Here is a 13924-nt window from a genome sequence, read left to right on the forward strand (position 1 = left end):
TTTAGCGAGAACCCCGGGGTGTTACGCAACGGTTCGTTAATCTTTTGGAAACTCGCTCCGCCTAACCTCTTTCCTTGACTTGTTCGCCTTCCGACAGACAGCCGGAAAGCTGTTTGTGAACAGCACCTTAGCTAGAATAGCGACCTGATCGGCCAACCGGGCCACGCGTTTTGTCCGGATCGGCGCTTCGAACAGGAAAACACCGGGGGTCTTTGGGCACAATTTCGCCTCACGAACCGGTGATCAAGATAGAAATTGGGACGGGGAAGTAAATGCTTCGTACAACCTTGGCTTCCTCGCGCACGTTGCGAGTTTGCGCTCTCGGGCTGGCTACCTTCACGACGGCGATCCTGATCACGAGCGACAGCGCCGAAGCGCGCCGCTACCGGCATCGCCACGTTGTCAGCCAGCACCGGACCCACGTTGAGCGCGAGAGCTACAGCCCGCAATTTTCGTCGATCATCGTCGACGGCAATTCCGGCGCGGTGCTGACCTCGAACGCCCCCGACGGCAGCCGTCACCCCGCGTCGCTGACCAAGATCATGACGCTCTATCTGCTGTTCGAGCGTCTTGAAGCCAACAGGATGAACCTCGACACCGAAATGGACGTGTCCGAGCACGCTTCCGAACAGGCACCGACCAAGCTCGGCCTGCGCCCGGGCCAGACCATCAGAGTCGAAGACGCCATCAAGGGCCTCGTCACACGCTCGGCCAACGACGCCGCCGTCGTGATCGCCGAAGCCATCGGCGGCGATGAAGACGACTTCGCCAAGATGATGACGCGCAAGGCGCGCGCACTTGGCATGACCAAGACCACCTATCGCAACGCCTCGGGCCTTCCCAACGACGAACAGGTGACGACGGCGCGTGACCAGGCCACCCTCGGCCGCGCCATCCAGGATCGCTTCCCGCGCTATTACCGCTACTTCTCCACCGCCTCATTCAATTTTCGTGGCCACAGCATCCGCAACCACAATCGTCTGATCGGCAGCGTCGAAGGCGTCGACGGCATCAAGACCGGCTACACCCGCGCTTCCGGGTTCAACCTGGTCACCTCGATGCGCCGCGGCAATCGACATCTGGTCGGCGTCGTGTTGGGCGGCCGCTCCGGCGGCGCCCGCGACGCCACCATGCGCAGCCTGCTTGCCGAGAATCTCGAGAAGGGCGCGACCCGCCGCACCGTCGCCGCGATCACCGAGCGCAACCCGTCGGAGGCCAATGCCGATGTCGCCGAGGCCGCCGCCGAGGCGCGCCCCACGCAGGTCACTCAGGTCAACGGCGCCGTTCAGGTGGCCGCCGCCGCCGCCGAGCCCATCGAGACACCGGTTCGCCCGGCCGCCCCGGTGCTGTCTCGCTCGGTGCTCGCATCGGCGGCCGCAGCATTGCCGGCGGCGCGCAAGCCTGAACCGGGTCCGCTCAACAGCGGTGTGATCGAAAGCCCCGCCATCTCCGCGATTCCCGGCTCGTCGGAGCCAATGAAGCCGGTGCGGGTGAAGACCGTCCAGGTCAAGTCCGGACAGATCAAGCTGGCTTCGGCCGGCTCGGATCAGCCTGCCACCACGATCACTAACACGATCTCCCGCACCGACGCCCCCGATCGTGCTGATGCACCGCAGGCCTCCAACTCGCTCTACCAGCGTTCCGAAATGCCAAAACAGCCGGCCAATTTCGGCACCGGTCAGGGGCTGCTCGGTGTACTGCCCGCCTCCAGCGTGGCGCCGCAACACCAGGCCATGGCCTATGCCGAGCCATCGCCGCGCTCCGTGCCGGCACCGCAGGCGGTGCAACAGGGCGGCGCGATCAAGCCGGTCGCCAGCCATACCGGTTGGATCATTCAGGTCGGCGCGCTCGACAGCGAAAGCGAAGCCCGCCTCCGCCTCGACGCCGCCCGCGAACAGTCGCGCGGCCTGCTCGGCAAGGCTGATCCATTCACCGAGACGGTGGTGTCGAAGGGCGACAAGAAACTGTTCCGCGCCCGCTTTGCCGGACTCGATCGCGAACAGGCCGAAGCCGTCTGCAAGACGCTGAAGCGCTCGGAAATTTCCTGCATCACCATCAAGAACTAAGCGTCCAACCTTCATGCGCTGCGAGAAATGGCCGGGACCTTGTCCCGGCCATTTCTCGTTTCAGGGTAAAGAAACCCGCGCCTGAAAACCTCTCGTCAAGACTTCCCGGCTACACATCACAGCAAGGGAATGATCGACCACGCCGGACAACGGCGGGCGACACAGCGTCCACAGAGAACCGGAGAAACTCGCAGCTTGTGTAGCGTTGATAGCGTACGGAGTTAGTTGCGATGCGTGCGAAGCAGAGTGTCTTTAGCCTCGTTTACCCTGGCCGCGAGGTACGTCGAGCCCCCCTGGTCGGGATGCAGTTTCTTCATGAGCGATCGGTGCGACTGCCCGATCGCCTCGCGGCTCGCCCCCGGCTGCAGGCCAAGGATCTGATAAGCCTCCTCGTCCGTCATTTTGCCGCTCGACGTCGCATGGCTCTCCCGCTCTGCCCCGTCAAACTGCGCGTCCTGACGCCAGGCGGGAAACCGGCGGTCCAGATAACTTTCAAGTAGCGCGATACTCTCGGCATCGAAGCCGGCCATCATCGCGGCGAGCTGAGGCAGGTCGAACGCGTCAAGCGACTGCCCGGCATGAGGGCCAGCGATGATCCGGCCGGTCAGCGCGCCGCTGTCGTGATCCAGCGTCATGTCGAGATATTGCGAGCGGACCGCCGAGGTCTGGCCTGCCGACTTGCGCGCAGCGCCGCCCCCGAACATGCCGCCGATGCTGCTGAAACCTGAAGTGCCGAACGGCGACCAACCGAGCAGGCCGGCACCGAAGATGCCGAGCGGAATGGCCACCGCCAGCTCACCCTTGATGCCGGTGAACGCCGCCACCGCCAGCGCGACGATACCGCCGCCGATCTTGACGCCGCGTGCCAAAATGGCCGGGTTGGCCGCCCGCAACATCTGCAGCAGCGTGTAGAGAATGAAAACGGCGAGCGCGCCGGCGATCAAAGTAGGCATGATTTACTAGATAGGCGGTCGCAGGGCGAAGCGAAAGCGTGACGTCAGGTCATCTGTCCGAGCAGAAGGGCGGCGCCGGGCGCCGTCTTTGACAACCGCGTCAAGGCGTCGCGGCCGCCGGCGGCGTAGGCCGCCACCGCCCGCAGCAGCTCGCGCAACTGCGTGGCAGCGCCCGGATCGAATCGGCACCACGCGCCGCCGGTCAGCCGGGCGATCTCGCGAAACGCCTGTTCGGCCGCCGGGTCGTGGCCTTCCTGGAACATGAAGACGGGAACCTTGAGCAGCCCAAGCTCGCCGGCGCTGGCACACAGCGTATCGACATGTTCTTCCATCGCGTCGCCGACAAACACCAGCGCCCGCACGCCCGAGGCCACCGCCTCGCGCCGCGTTTCGCTCAACACCTTGCCGATCTGGGTCTGGCCGCCCTGGCAGGTGATCTTGCCCATCAATCGGGCCAGTTGGGCGGTGTCGGAGATCCAGCCGCTGGCCCGGCACTCGCTCATGCCCCGGAAATACACCAGCCGGATGTCGAGGCTGCCGACCGCCGCCGCCTCGCGAAACATGTCGGCCTGCAGCGCGCAGGCCATGTCCCAGGTCGGCTGCCGGCTCATGGTGGCATCCAGCGCGAACACCAGCCGGCCCTTGCCGCCCGCCGACGGCGGCGACATCGCCTTTGCCTTGGCCACGAAAGCCGCGATATCGGCCGATGCCGACGGCCTGGTCGTCAGGGTGTCGCTGGCCGATTTTGGAATCGTGGGATCGCGGGACATGGAAGCTCGCTATGTGATGCGAACCCTATGTGGAGATTGTACCCAGTGTGGTCAATCTGTGCCCCTTGGGCTCAGTTCACGCTTGGCGTATATTGCGCGACCTTGCCCTGCGGCACATCGACCTTGCTCTGCGGCGACGGCGTCTGGATAATTTTCGGCCTGCCGGCGACCGTCGACAGATCACTGTCTTCGTCAAGGAATTTGTCGAGCAGACCCTGGATTTTTGTCTTCAGCGTATCGGGACCACGATCGCTCAAGTCGGTATGCTGGGCGCCGGTGTTGACCACCGTGATGCCAGCCTTTTCACAGATCTCGTCATCCGGGACGACGCCGGGATCGGGCTTGAAGACGGCATCCTGGGAACGGAACGACAGAATCTTGAACTTGCCGTCGGTCATGAAAGGCACGCGCAGATTATCCAGCGTCACGACCTTCTTCACCTCTTCCGGATGCATCTTGGCGAAGTACATCGAGATGTCGCCGCCATTGGAATGGCCGACCATGGTCAGACGGTCATAATCGGAATTCGGCTGGATTGACTTCAACTGCTTGATCGCGAACAGGATGTTCTCCACGCCACGCTGATAGACCGGCAGACGGCCGACATAGAGCTCGCCGACCTTGGTGACCAGCGGCGCGTCGGAATCCAGATCGTGCTGGATGCTGACGGCCATGTAGCCGCGTGCCGCGAACACGTTGGCGAGGAAGGAGTACTCGGTAAACTTGACGGTGTTGCCATGGTTGAGCACGGCGACCGGCAGGGTAATCATACCGGCATTGGCCTGCATTTCCTTGTCGCGACGAACGGCGACATCGACCTGGACCGGACGATTGCGGGCAGCATCGAAGAACGTCAGCGTCTCATGCCGGATCGCCCACTTGCTCGCGGTGAAATACGCGGCGGTGGCGAGCACGCAAACCGAAAGCAGGATGAGTATTCCGCGTTTCATGTTCGTCCCTGTCGGCCGGAGCCGGATGCAGTTTTCTAGATCGAATTCGTCCCGCGCCCTTGTCCAGCATACATGTCACAGCGTGGTGACATAAAGGTCAAATAATGTGATTTCACCGCCATAACATTGTGCGCCGCACCCGTTAATTGTGCAGTTGCTCAAGAAAGCCGTACTCCGATAAGGCGAAATTTAAGCGATTTACGCAAGAGAACCGAATTTCAAAGTCACCCGCTTGGGCGTCCGAAATCAACGTCTGGAATCACCGCTCGTTCCCGGCGGAATCGGATGGTAGCGGTGCTAGCCGACTCAGGCGCCGAGGATGTCGTGGACTTCGAGCGGCTTGTCGACCTGTGAAAACCATTCGGCGCGGTTGGCGGCGCGACGCCGGCCGCGTTCATCGAGCGGCAATTTCAGCTTGCGGAGCAATTCGGTCACCTCCTCGCGCGCGGTGACATGGCCCATGCTCGGACGCCGGCCCAGAGTCACCTCATTGAGGTCATCGAGCGCCGTCAGGCCGCGCGGAAAGAACTCGCGATACATCACCCGTTCGGCAAGCCCGTCGACCGCGCGAAAACCAAGCTGCAGGGAAAGCTGGTCGAGTACGCCGGCGACCAGCATCTTGTTGCGCGAGCCGGCCATCGATAGCCGGTTGCGCACCACGATCCAGTCGGTGCTGGCGCCGTCGACCTGGCGGCGCTGGCGCCGCGCCGCGCGCACCATTTGCGCGTAATGGCTTTCGCCGGTCACGGAATAGGTGGCAGCGTCGACGGTCCCAAGCACATCAAAATCGAGAAAGCTGTCATTGATCGGCGTTACCAGCGTATCAGCCATCGCATGCGCCAGCCGCATCAGATAGCTGTCGGTGCCCGGCGTATCGATGACGATGAAATCATGCGTCCGCTCCACGGCGCTGACGGCACCGGCGAACTGCTCGAGCTCGGTCGCTTCATTGTCGGCGATCTGCATCGCGGTGCCGAGCGTGAGGCAGCAATGCGACGGCGCTTCCAACTCCACGCCCGAACGCTGCGCCCAGGCCTGGCGGTTGCCGATATAGCGCGTGAGACTCTGTTGGCGGCAATCCAGATCGATGGTGGCGACGCGCTGGCCAGCCTTCAGCAAAGCCACGACGATGTGAAGCGCGGTGGTCGATTTGCCCGACCCGCCCTTTTCATTGCCCAGCACGATGACATGCGCGGCGCCCGACTGGCCCCGACTGGTCTGCATCAACATGGATCGATCCTCTGATTGATCTTCAAATCGGCGGCGGCCGCGGTCAAGCGAAATGCTGTCCCGGACGGGGCCCACTACGATCCGGCGCGCTTAATGATGAATCCCGGCCATTGCGCGGCGTCCCGGAACCCCGCCAGTTGGCATCGCCGCGCCAGCTTTGGTAAGCAAGACCCGGATTTGCCCTTAACCGAACATCGAGCTGCGATGCCCCGACCTCCGATGATTGCCCGCACGCTCCCTGCCCTGCGCCGAGCGCTGGATGGGTTGCGCGCCCGCAAGGCCACCGTCGCGCTGGTACCGACGATGGGCGCGCTGCATGACGGCCACGTCTCGTTGGTCCGGCTGGCGCAGCGCCGTGCCGGCAAGGTGATCGTGTCGATCTTCGTCAATCCGGCGCAGTTCGCCCCGACCGAGGATTTCGGCTCCTATCCGCGTACCTGGAAGGGTGATGTCGCCAAACTTACCGCCGCCGGCGTCGACCTGATCTGGAATCCCGACGTCAAAACCATGTATCCCGACGGCTTCGCGACGCAGATCCTTACTGGCGGGCCGGCCACCGCCGGACTGGAAGACCGTTTCCGTCCGCAATTTTTCGGCGGCGTCACGACCGTCGTTGGAAAGCTTTTTACCCAGACGCGGCCCGACTTCGCGTTCTTCGGGGAGAAGGATTTCCAGCAGCTGAAGGTCGTTACCCGGATGGCGCGGGATCTCGATCTCGGCGTCAAGGTGACCGGCGCCACCACGGTGCGCGAACGCGACGGCCTCGCCATGTCGTCACGTAACGTCTATCTGTCGCCAGAGGATCGCGCCACGGCGCCGGTATTGTACCGGGCGATGAAGGAGGCGGCGAAACGGCTGCGCGCTGGCGACGACATGACAGCCGCGATGACCGACGGCGCCGCGCTGATCACCGTGGCCGGCTTTGCCGTGGATTATTTCGAGGCCCGCCATGCGGAATCGCTGGCGCCGGTTACCAGCCTGAAGGATGGGCCGGTCCGTCTATTGGTCGCGGCCCGCATCGGCAATACCAGGCTGATCGACAATATCGGGGTGTGAGTTGCTACCCGTGTCCCGGACGCCCTGCAGCGTCCTTAACGCTGCTGCGCAGAGCCGGGATCGCCCGAAGCGCCGTCGCCCGCGACGGCGGCTCTGCGAGGCAATACTTCGTATTGCGTCGCGTCCGGGGCAACATAAATGTTCGCTACAACAGGCCCAGTTCGCGCAGTTCGCGGCGCATCGGCTCGGGCATTGCCTCGATAGAGGCCGCGGCCTTGCCGAGATCGGCCGGCGCATCGCTGTCGGTCAGGTAACGCCAGCCCTGGAACGGCCGCAGCGGACGCGGCGACACCATGAACACCTTGGGCTGCAGCACCAGCCGACAGCGGTTGATGCCGTCCTGGTCGCGGAACGGCTCGATCGCCAGCAGCTTCTCGCGCACCGCGATCTCACCCTTGATCACCCAATACAGCGACCCGCCGTCGAGCAGCTCGGCGTCACGCTTCGGCACCATGCGGGTAATGTGGTTGTGTTGCGGCGGTTCACCCCGCCGTTTCGCCGCGGCGATGCGATCCGCGATCCAGCCCTTGAATTCCTTGATGGATTCGCAGCCGACGGCAAGTTTGATCAGATGTAAGGCCATGGTTCCGAAGTCGGCATCGCGGCGGGAAATTACAAGAGCTCAGTTATCGGGGTCGGACGCGATTGGCGCAAGCTGAACCGGCCCCGAGGGCGCCGCTGCCTGTGGACGGGCCGCTTTAGGCACGGCGGGTTTCTTTGGCGTGGGCGCGGTCGTCGTCGCGGGAGCGGCGGTCACCGCGGGACGCGGCGCCTGGGCGTTGGCGGCCGCCGGTGGCCGCGCTGGCGTCACCGGCTCCGGAGTCATGATGTTGACCGGGGGTATCGACGCCGCCGAGGGAAAATCGGCAGTGGTCGGCTTGCCGGTCGGAACCGACACCAGCAGACCGCCCGCGCCGCTGACTGGCGGGGACGCATTCCAGACCGCGGCGTAACGGGTCACCAGACCGTCAAAAGTTCGCTCGTCCATGTTGGCGGCAATCTGCCGGTGATCGGTCAGCGCCGCATAGGCCGCACACTCGTCGGGATCGCAGCGATCGCGGATCTGCAGCACATAGGCGACCAACCCGTAGCGGTCCCGCTCCAGCGCGTGGCGCAGCACCAACAGGTCGGACGTCATGGCCTTGTTGGCGGCGGCGACATTGCCGTAGGCGGTCAGCCAGCCGAGTTTCGCGGCGGTCGCGGACACCGCCGCGGCCACGGCGTCCGCGGAGCCGAACAATGCCTTTTCGCAGGCCGCCAGCACGACGTCGCCGGCCAGATCGTCAAGACAAGCCAGCGCCGGCAAAGACGCGGCGACCCGCGGCGGCGGCGGCATCATTGCGGTCGGTGCCGCCCCACCCTGACCGCCGGCTTCCAGGCTGCGGATCGTCGCCGCCGCGGCCACCGCGATCGCCAGCAGCGCGATCACGGCGAGCGCCCCGCTGGCGACGGATTTTTCAGCGCGCAACAGCGCAACCAGTGCCAGCAAGCCAAAAAACAGCGCGCCGCCCAGCGCCAGCCAGACCGGGAAATCTGGTGATCGCCAAAGTTGCTCGAGCCCGGATGCCCATGCCCAGTTCATCGAACCGTCCCTGTTACTGTGAGTTTGAATTGATGGCGACCATGCGCCCGCAATGCGCGGTTGTTATGGCAACGCCCGACCGGATCAGTCTTGTTCAAGGCGTTCGATCACCAGCGTTTCGGCAAGGCCTTCCGCGGTCCATTGCCGGAATGCCGGCAGCACCTGCATCGCCTCCATGTATGCCCTCGATTCTGGCGTGACATCGATGGCATAGCCCAGAAACCGCTGGATCACCGGCGCGTACATCGCGTCCGCCGCGGTGAAATGGCCAAACAGATAGGGCCCGACGCGGCCGTAGCGCATCCGGCACTCCGACCAGATCTGCTGGATGCGCGTGATGTTGGCCTGCGCGTCCACGGATAGTACCTTGGCCCGTACCGGACGATGCAAATTCATGCCGCATTCGTTGCGCAGCGCCATGAAGCCGGAATGCATTTCCGCTGAAATCGCACGGGCATGCGCGCGACTGGCGCGGTCTTGCGGCCACAGCCCGGTGTCGGGGAATTTTTCGGCCAGATATTCGATGATCGCCAGCGAATCCCAAACCGTCACATCGCCATCGACCAGCGCTGGCACCTTCCCGGAGGGGCTGAAACCGAGAAGCCGCTGCTTGTCGGCGGCGCCCGTATAAAGCGGAATCATCACTTCCTCGAACGCGATGCCACTCGCTTTCATCGCGATCCACGGCCGCATCGACCACGACGAATAATTCTTGTTACCAATGACCAGCGTCAACGACATCGAGCACTCCCTGCGCGACGTCAGGGTGCCACGCATGCCCGGGTGCAATCAAGCCGCGCGCATCCCGGTTGCCGCGACTCCGCATGCGTGGCAACGTGGCAACCTCTCCTGCAGGTGTGGCATGATCAACTATTCCTTGATTGACGTTGTTGCGGTCGGGTTCTTCATCCTGGAATGGACCACCTACGCCATCACGCTGGAGCACACCGCTTATGGGCGCGACAGCCTTTCGGCGCGGATGAATGTCTACCGCGAAGTCTGGATCCGGCGCCTGCTGGAGCGCGAGGCTCGGATCGTCGATACCCACATCATGACCTCGCTGCAGAACGGCACCGCCTGGTTCGCCTCGACCACCTTGATCGCGATCGGCGGCTCGCTGGCATTGCTGCGCGCCACCAACGAGGTGATGCCGATGCTGCAGAACCTGCCGATCGGCTTCAGCGCCGCGCCGGCGCTGTGGGAGATCAAATGCATGGGGCTACTGCTGATCTTCGTCTATGCGTTTTTCAAATTCGCGTGGTCGTACCGGTTGTTCAACTATGTCGCAATCCTGATCGGCGCGATGCCGCTGGCCTCGCAGCGCGACACCCCGGAGGCCGAAGCGCATGTGCTGCGCACGGTCCGGCTGTTCGGGGCCGCGGCGCGGCAGTTCAACCGCGGCCAGCGCGCATTCTTCTTCGCGCTCGGCTATCTCGGCTGGTTCGTCAGCCCGTGGGTGTTTTTGGTCTCCACCGCGGCGGTGGTGATCGTGACCTGGCGGCGGCAGTTTGCTTCCAACGCCTGGCGCGCGATGGCGCCGACCGGCTACGCGCCGGTCAACCGGCAAAATCCTGCGGCGTGAAGGCGAGATCGAGCACCTTCCACTCGTTATACTTGTCGGCGGGCAGCATCGCATAAGGCTGGCACGCTTCCAGCGCCCGCATCGCCGCCTGCATCAGCAGCGGACCCTTGGCCGAGGCGCTGGCCTCGATCAGATTGGGCTCGGTGACCAGCCGGCCGGCCGGCGACAGAAAGGCGCGCAGCACGATCCGCACCTTGTCGTTCGGCATCACCGCGGCTGGTAGTCTCGAACAGGTTTTCAGGTGGCGCCGGAAGGCGACGATGTCCAGCGGCGCCAGATCGGCCTTGCTCAACGCGGTCGATCCGCCATTGCCGTCCGGCAGACCGAGCATGACGCCGTATTTGACGGTGATGTCGGGTTCCGCGGTCGGCGGCGTCTCCGCCTGCGACGTTGCTGCCGGCGGAGAGCCCCGCGGCTGCGGCGCGGCCTGCTGTTGCGCGGCAGGCTGTTGTTGCGGCGGTGCGGGCGGCTGGGAAGCTGGCTCCAGCGAAGGATGCCCAGGGGTCGGTGGCGGCTGCTGCTGTGACGGTTGCGGCGCAGGCGCCTGTTTCGCGGCAGCCTGCTGTGCCGCTGCCTGCGATGTCATTTCGCTGGTCGGCTTGTCGAGGTCGGGAAGCCGGAATTCCGGTTTCGGCTTCTCGGGCGGCGTCGGGTCGGGATCGGGCTGCTCGACAGCCACCGCCGCCAACTGGTCGGGCGTCACGATATCGACGGCGATATTCTCCGTGACCGATGGGTCGAACGGTCGCGCGTCGGCGAAATAGACGCCGAGCGCCAGCGCCAGATGGCCGATCACCGAAACGGCGATGGCTACGCGAAGGAGAAGCCGTGATTCCATACTACAGACATGACATGTTGAACGCCGTCCCGGCGATTATATCGACATGGCGCGTCATGCGCCACGCTTGCGCAGGCGGGACCGATCCGGCATGGCATGGCATGGCGATGTCAAACCCAGATTCGCCGCCGGCCTCGGCCGTTCCGCTCGAAGATTCCATCCTCGACGTCCTTGGCCGCACCAGCGGCACGCTCAGCCCGCCTGAGATCGCCCATGCGATCACGCCGGATGGCGACTGGCATGCGCTGCTGATGCCGATCCGGCGCGTCGCGGTCACGCTGGCGATGGCCGGCCGGCTGGTGATCTACCGCAAGGGCAAGCCCGCCGATCCGCAGGATTTTCGCGGTGTCTACCGCCTCGGCCTGCCGCGGCAGGACTGAGCACCTTCAGCGCCTTGGCGGGGCCGGAAACAGCGCGCTGCCGCGCCCGGTCAGCCAGTAACTGACCAGTCCGGTCCATTCGTGCATCGCCAGGTCGGTAAGTCGCAGGCCGCCGCTCAGCGAATCGAACGGCGTAGCGGCGTCGATCCAGCCCCGGCTGCGCCAGTCCACCGGATAGGCCTCCACATCAAAGCCGGCGGCACGGAACGCGCCGATCGACCGGGGCATGTGAAACGCCGATGTCACCAGCAGCCATCGCTCGCCCGGTTTCGGCAGCAGCAGCCGGCGCGTGAAAATGGCGTTCTCATCCGTGGTGCGCGACGCGCTTTCCAGCAAGACGCGATCGGCGCTGATCCCGAACCGCTGCAACAATTGTCCGGCCACTGGCGCTTCCGGCCGAGAATTGTCCAACAGGTTGCCGCTGCCGCCGGTAAACACGATCCGGGCGGCGGGATAGCGCCGCGCCAGATCCAGCATCGCGAAGATCCGCTCGGCGGCACCGTTGATCTCCAGCGCGTCGCGCGCGGCCGACAAATCGGAATCGATGGCGCCGCCGAGAATGATGATGCCATCGGGATCACGTCCGTCGGACTGCCAGGCGGGAAAGCGTTCCGTGAGCGTCAGCAGCAACACATTTCCGGCGGGCGAATAACCCGCCAGCAGCAGTAGCAGGATGCCAAAGGTCAATGTCAGCGTCCCCGCCCGCTGGCGCCGCAGCAGCAGCAGCACGGCGCCGATCGCGCACACCGCGGCGATCACATTCGAGGGGGTCGTAAAGAACCCGAAGATCTTTGAAAGCGCGAAAAACATCAGGGATACCGTAGGCCGGATTGGCCCATGGCATGGGCGATCCGATCGGCAAGATCAATGCGGAAACGCCGGTTGACAGCCGCGCTCAGTCCCATTTCGGCGCGAAACCGAAATTGGTTAGCCGCCCGTCTTTTTTGGCGAGGCCATGAATCTCCGCCATCTCGGCATCGGACAGCGCGAAGTCGAAAATTTCGATATTCTGCGACAGCCGCTCGACCTTGGAGGTGCGCGGAATCACCACCACGTTCTGCTGCACCAGCCAGCGCAGGCAGATCTGCGCCGCCGTCTTGTGGTGCGCGGCGCCGATCCTGCCCAGCACCTCGTCACCCCGGATCGTTCCCTTGGCGATCGGGCTGTAGGCCACCAGCGCCAGCCCGCTGCGCGCGTAGGCTTCCAGCAGCTTGGACTGGTCGAGATAGGGATGATACTCGACCTGATTGCAGATCAGCGGCTCCGGGCAAGCGGCCACTGCCTGTCGCAGCAGCGCCACCGTGAAATTCGAAACGCCGATGTGGCGCGCCACCCCCATTTGCTTGACCCGCGCGAGGGCGCCCAGCGTCTCTTCCAGCGGCACATGCGGGTTGGGCCAGTGCAGCAGCAGCAGATCAACCTCGCTCATGCGCAGCCGGACGAGGCTTTCTTTCGCCGAACGTTCGAGGTCCCGCGGGGCGAAGTGGGTGGTCCAGACCTTGGTGGTGACAAAAATGTCGTCGCGCTTGACGTGCGAGGCACGAACGCCCTCGCCGACCTCGCGCTCGTTTTCATAGACCTGCGCGGTGTCGATGTGCCGATAGCCGAGCCGGATCGCCTGCTCCACAAGGCGCGCGCAGCTATTGCCGCGCAGATCCCAGGTCCCGAGCCCAACCGCCGGAATGCGGGCGCCGTTGACTTCGACATTTAGCATGAAGGCCTCCCTGATCGAATGGACGGCGCAACGATCGTGCAATATCGGTCCCGCCGCGCGAGGCTAGAACGCAATCAGAGGTCGGTCGCGCCCGTCGCCAGCGCAGCGAACACGGTCTCCGGGGCGTGCGCAATGACCGCTAGCAGCGCGCGGGCCGGACCACGCGGCGTAGACTTGCCCTGCTCCCAGTTGCGGATGGTTTCGACGGGGACGCCAAGCCGGGCTGCGAATTCGGTCTGGGTGAGCTGCGCGCGCCGTCGCAGGTCGCGGACCATGGGATTGATCGACCGCGCGGCCAAGGGCGCTTCCGGCGCGAGCGCGAACGCGCCGCCGTCATGCAATTCCACGATCCGTCCGTCCGACTTCAGCCGCAAGCGCATGTTCACCTCACGACGAATGCTCGGCCATTGTCGTTAACCAGAGGTAAATGAATGCTATTTCAGCCCGAACCACAACGTCGCAATGCCCAGGAAGGAGAAGAACCCGACCACATCGGTGACGGTGGTGACAAAGGTGCCCGATGCCACCGCCGGGTCAGCCTTGACGCGCTCCAGCACCATCGGGATCAGAATGCCGCCGAGTGCGCCCGCGATCAGATTAACCAGCATGGCCAGCCCGATCACGACGCCAAGCGCCGGGATCTTGAACCAGGCCACCGCCGCGACGCCGGTAATCAGCGCAAAGGCAATGCCGTTGATCAGGCCGACCAGTCCCTCGCGAATCACCACGCGCGACGCATTATTGGGATTGAGCTGGCGCGTCGCCAAAGCGCGGACCGCGACGGTCATGGTCTGCGTCGCCGC

Annotated in this window: 16 protein-coding genes; 4 read left to right on the forward strand and 12 right to left on the reverse strand. The window is 64.4% G+C overall.

Annotation, left to right across the window (positions count from 1 at the left end; genetic code table 11):
• The first annotated feature begins 272 nt into the window (after nucleotides 1–272).
• The gene (locus Q0S16_RS05770; RefSeq protein WP_295846006.1) at nucleotides 273–2066 is read left to right on the forward strand and encodes a D-alanyl-D-alanine carboxypeptidase; all 1794 of its coding nucleotides are present in this window, start codon (nucleotides 273–275) and stop codon (nucleotides 2064–2066) included.
• A 221-nt stretch (nucleotides 2067–2287) separates the two neighbouring features.
• Here Q0S16_RS05770 and Q0S16_RS05775 read toward each other — a convergent pair whose 3' ends face one another.
• The 4 genes from Q0S16_RS05775 to Q0S16_RS05790 form a co-directional block, all read right to left on the reverse strand.
• Nucleotides 2288–3019 carry a DnaJ domain-containing protein gene (locus tag Q0S16_RS05775; protein ID WP_295846008.1) on the reverse strand — a complete coding sequence of 244 codons (732 nt, stop codon included), beginning with the start codon at nucleotides 3017–3019 and terminating at the stop codon, nucleotides 2288–2290.
• A gap of 44 nt (nucleotides 3020–3063) precedes the next feature.
• Nucleotides 3064–3789: a VWA domain-containing protein gene (locus tag Q0S16_RS05780; RefSeq protein ID WP_295846009.1), complete on the reverse strand. Its 726-nt coding sequence runs from the start codon at nucleotides 3787–3789 to the stop codon at nucleotides 3064–3066.
• Nucleotides 3790–3860: 71 nt separating this feature from the next.
• Nucleotides 3861–4739, reverse strand: a complete 879-nt coding sequence (locus tag Q0S16_RS05785) for an alpha/beta fold hydrolase (protein WP_295846011.1) — start codon at nucleotides 4737–4739, stop codon at nucleotides 3861–3863.
• Between the two features lie 306 nt (nucleotides 4740–5045).
• Nucleotides 5046–5969, reverse strand: a complete 924-nt coding sequence (locus Q0S16_RS05790; protein WP_295846012.1) for a division plane positioning ATPase MipZ — start codon at nucleotides 5967–5969, stop codon at nucleotides 5046–5048.
• Between the two features lie 204 nt (nucleotides 5970–6173).
• On the opposite strand from Q0S16_RS05790, the gene panC reads away from it, so the two are divergent.
• Entirely contained in the window at nucleotides 6174–7025 is an 852-nt protein-coding gene (gene panC, locus Q0S16_RS05795; protein ID WP_295846014.1) for a pantoate--beta-alanine ligase, read from the forward strand.
• A 145-nt stretch (nucleotides 7026–7170) separates the two neighbouring features.
• On the opposite strand, the gene Q0S16_RS05800 is transcribed toward panC, so the two are convergent.
• The 3 genes from Q0S16_RS05800 to Q0S16_RS05810 all read right to left on the reverse strand — a co-directional run bounded on the left by Q0S16_RS05800 (nucleotide 7171) and on the right by Q0S16_RS05810 (nucleotide 9348).
• Entirely contained in the window at nucleotides 7171–7608 is a 438-nt protein-coding gene (locus Q0S16_RS05800) for a DUF1489 domain-containing protein (protein ID WP_295846015.1), read from the reverse strand.
• 39 nt (nucleotides 7609–7647) lie between these two features.
• The gene (locus Q0S16_RS05805) at nucleotides 7648–8607 is read right to left on the reverse strand and encodes a hypothetical protein (protein WP_295846016.1); all 960 of its coding nucleotides are present in this window, start codon (nucleotides 8605–8607) and stop codon (nucleotides 7648–7650) included.
• Nucleotides 8608–8691: 84 nt separating this feature from the next.
• Nucleotides 8692–9348, reverse strand: coding sequence for a glutathione S-transferase family protein (locus tag Q0S16_RS05810; protein ID WP_295846017.1), 657 nt, complete (start codon nucleotides 9346–9348; stop codon nucleotides 8692–8694).
• A 124-nt stretch (nucleotides 9349–9472) separates the two neighbouring features.
• Between Q0S16_RS05810 and Q0S16_RS05815 the strand changes: the two genes are divergently transcribed.
• Nucleotides 9473–10189, forward strand: coding sequence for a DUF599 family protein (locus Q0S16_RS05815; protein WP_295846028.1), 717 nt, complete (start codon nucleotides 9473–9475; stop codon nucleotides 10187–10189).
• Here the strand turns inward: Q0S16_RS05815 and Q0S16_RS05820 are convergent.
• Entirely contained in the window at nucleotides 10164–11027 is an 864-nt protein-coding gene (locus tag Q0S16_RS05820) for a hypothetical protein (protein ID WP_295846018.1), read from the reverse strand. The two genes, Q0S16_RS05815 and Q0S16_RS05820, sit on opposite strands and share 26 nt — an antisense overlap.
• 107 nt (nucleotides 11028–11134) lie before the next feature.
• On the opposite strand from Q0S16_RS05820, the gene Q0S16_RS05825 reads away from it, so the two are divergent.
• Nucleotides 11135–11407, forward strand: coding sequence for a DUF3253 domain-containing protein (locus Q0S16_RS05825; protein ID WP_295846020.1), 273 nt, complete (start codon nucleotides 11135–11137; stop codon nucleotides 11405–11407).
• A 6-nt stretch (nucleotides 11408–11413) separates the two neighbouring features.
• On the opposite strand, the gene Q0S16_RS05830 is transcribed toward Q0S16_RS05825, so the two are convergent.
• The 4 genes from Q0S16_RS05830 to Q0S16_RS05845 form a co-directional block, all read right to left on the reverse strand.
• The gene (locus Q0S16_RS05830; protein WP_295846022.1) at nucleotides 11414–12217 is read right to left on the reverse strand and encodes a YdcF family protein; all 804 of its coding nucleotides are present in this window, start codon (nucleotides 12215–12217) and stop codon (nucleotides 11414–11416) included.
• Nucleotides 12218–12302: 85 nt separating this feature from the next.
• Nucleotides 12303–13121: an aldo/keto reductase gene (locus tag Q0S16_RS05835; RefSeq protein WP_295846024.1), complete on the reverse strand. Its 819-nt coding sequence runs from the start codon at nucleotides 13119–13121 to the stop codon at nucleotides 12303–12305.
• Nucleotides 13122–13195: 74 nt separating this feature from the next.
• Complete coding sequence (locus Q0S16_RS05840) at nucleotides 13196–13501, reverse strand: helix-turn-helix domain-containing protein (RefSeq protein ID WP_295846025.1); 306 nt, start codon at nucleotides 13499–13501, stop codon at nucleotides 13196–13198.
• Between the two features lie 54 nt (nucleotides 13502–13555).
• On the reverse strand, nucleotides 13556–13924 hold a 369-nt coding region (locus Q0S16_RS05845; protein ID WP_295846026.1), incomplete at its 5' end, for a magnesium transporter.

This window comes from Tardiphaga sp., from assembly GCF_025356345.1.
GTDB lineage: Bacteria > Pseudomonadota > Alphaproteobacteria > Rhizobiales > Xanthobacteraceae > Tardiphaga.

Excerpts from the sequence above, each read along its gene's own strand:
- Q0S16_RS05840 (WP_295846025.1), bottom strand. The coding sequence starts at position 13,501 with ATGCGCTTGCGGCTGAAGTCGGACGGACGGATCGTGGAATTGCATGAC.
- Q0S16_RS05785 (WP_295846011.1), bottom strand. The coding sequence starts at position 4,739 with ATGAAACGCGGAATACTCATCCTGCTTTCGGTTTGCGTGCTCGCCACC.
- Q0S16_RS05820 (WP_295846018.1), bottom strand. The coding sequence starts at position 11,027 with ATGGAATCACGGCTTCTCCTTCGCGTAGCCATCGCCGTTTCGGTGATC.
- panC (WP_295846014.1), top strand. The coding sequence starts at position 6,174 with ATGCCCCGACCTCCGATGATTGCCCGCACGCTCCCTGCCCTGCGCCGA.
- Q0S16_RS05830 (WP_295846022.1), bottom strand. The coding sequence starts at position 12,217 with ATGTTTTTCGCGCTTTCAAAGATCTTCGGGTTCTTTACGACCCCCTCG.
- Q0S16_RS05770 (WP_295846006.1), top strand. The coding sequence starts at position 273 with ATGCTTCGTACAACCTTGGCTTCCTCGCGCACGTTGCGAGTTTGCGCT.
- Q0S16_RS05800 (WP_295846015.1), bottom strand. The coding sequence starts at position 7,608 with ATGGCCTTACATCTGATCAAACTTGCCGTCGGCTGCGAATCCATCAAG.
- Q0S16_RS05780 (WP_295846009.1), bottom strand. The coding sequence starts at position 3,789 with ATGTCCCGCGATCCCACGATTCCAAAATCGGCCAGCGACACCCTGACG.
- Q0S16_RS05835 (WP_295846024.1), bottom strand. The coding sequence starts at position 13,121 with ATGCTAAATGTCGAAGTCAACGGCGCCCGCATTCCGGCGGTTGGGCTC.
- Q0S16_RS05810 (WP_295846017.1), bottom strand. The coding sequence starts at position 9,348 with ATGTCGTTGACGCTGGTCATTGGTAACAAGAATTATTCGTCGTGGTCG.
- Q0S16_RS05805 (WP_295846016.1), bottom strand. The coding sequence starts at position 8,607 with ATGAACTGGGCATGGGCATCCGGGCTCGAGCAACTTTGGCGATCACCA.
- Q0S16_RS05775 (WP_295846008.1), bottom strand. The coding sequence starts at position 3,019 with ATGCCTACTTTGATCGCCGGCGCGCTCGCCGTTTTCATTCTCTACACG.
- Q0S16_RS05825 (WP_295846020.1), top strand. The coding sequence starts at position 11,135 with ATGTCAAACCCAGATTCGCCGCCGGCCTCGGCCGTTCCGCTCGAAGAT.
- Q0S16_RS05790 (WP_295846012.1), bottom strand. The coding sequence starts at position 5,969 with ATGTTGATGCAGACCAGTCGGGGCCAGTCGGGCGCCGCGCATGTCATC.